Raw genomic sequence first — 1,697 nt, forward strand, 5'->3', positions numbered from 1 at the left:
GTTGCCAACAACGTGGCGACGGTGACGGCGACGCTGAACAACAATTACGATGCCCATCCCGGCATCAATCTCGACGACCTGGTCAATCTGGGCCATGTCGGCGTAGTCGCCACCGATACCGATGGCACCCAGGCAACCGGCACGGTCAACGTGACGGTATCCGACGACGTGCCGACGGCGCATGATGAAGCCTCGCAGAATGTTGCCGAAGGTGCGACCATCACTGGCACGCTGGACTTCGTCGCCGGCGCCGATGGCGCCACGGTGACGCATATCGGCGCCACGGCGCTGGTCTTTGGCAACGACGGCTACTCGCAGACGATCGATATCGGCGATGGCTCGATCAAGGTCATGGCTGACGGCCACTACTCCTTCACCGCTGACAGTTCCGTTTTTGGCACGGGCGCGGCTTCGGCAACCTATACGGTGACCGATGGCGACGGCGACACGTCGACGGCCGGTATCAGCTTCGCAGTGACGGACGCCAATACGCCGACGAGCGGCACGGCCGCGGCTTCGGTCGATGACGACGGGCTTGCCGGCGGCAATCCGGCGAGCACGACGGGCGACATCAATGCCAATGTCGGCGATGCCGACGGTCCCGCCAGCAGCGAAGCAAGCTTCTCGGGCACGCTGGGCGGCAGTGTCGGCGGCGACGGCGCCGGCGCCAACGGCTTCTCGTTCGCGACCCTCAACGGCACGGCAGGCACGGTCGGCCAAGAGAACGTGACCTACAGCTGGGACGCCGGCACCAATACGCTGACAGCGACGACCAGCAGCGGCGATCGTATCGGCACTGCGCTGTTCCAGGTCCAGATCACCGACCCGGCGACCGGCGCCTATCATGTTACGCTGCTCAACAACGTGCTTCAGAGCCAAGGTCCGAACGACGAGAACAACGCGACGGTCAACCTCGGCTATGTCATCACCGACGCCGACGGCTCGACGGCACCCGGCACGCTGACAATCACTTTGAATGACGATGGTCCCTCGATCTCGATCTCGGCCTCGGCCGCGACCCAGCCTGTGCTGACGGTCGACGAGACGGTGCTTGCGACGGACGCGACGGCGAACTTCGCCGCCAACTTCACCTCGGCCTTCGGCGCCGATGGCGCCGGCACGCTGATCTATGGGCTGAGCGTGGTGGCAGGTCCTTCGGGCCTGATCGACACGGCAACCGGCCAGGCGGTGAACCTGGTCCTCAATGGCAATGTCGTCGAGGGCCGCACGGCCGGCAGCAACGYGCTGGTGTTCACGCTGACCGTCAACACCGCCAATGGCGACGTGACACTCGATCAGCAGAGGGCAGTGGTCCATCCCAATACCGCCAACCCCGATGACAGCACCACCCTCAGCGCCGACAACCTGATCAAGGTGACGGCAACGATCACCGACAAGGACGGCGACTCGGCAACGGCCTCGGTCGACATCGGCCAGAACCTGGTGTTCAAGGACGATGGTCCCTCGATCTCGGCCTCGGCCGCGACCCAGCCTGTGCTGACGGTCGACGAGACGGTGCTTGCGACGGACGCGACGGCGAACTTCGCCGCCAACTTCACCTCGGCCTTCGGCGCCGATGGCGCCGGCACGCTGATCTATGGGCTGAGCGTGGTGGCAGGTCCTTCGGGCCTGATCGACACGGCAACCGGCCAGGCGGTGAACCTGGTCCTCAATGGCAATGTCGTCGAGGGCCGCAC

The 1,697-nt window shown here is 65.2% G+C and carries 1 protein-coding gene; it reads left to right on the forward strand.

From position 1 onward, the window contains the following. Positions 1-1,697, forward strand: a 1,697-nt coding sequence (locus tag AC1DXN_RS30785; protein ID WP_477421812.1) for a DUF5801 repeats-in-toxin domain-containing protein, incomplete at both ends; no start/stop codon positions are given.

Source organism: Mesorhizobium sp. P2_H9, assembly GCF_056403215.1.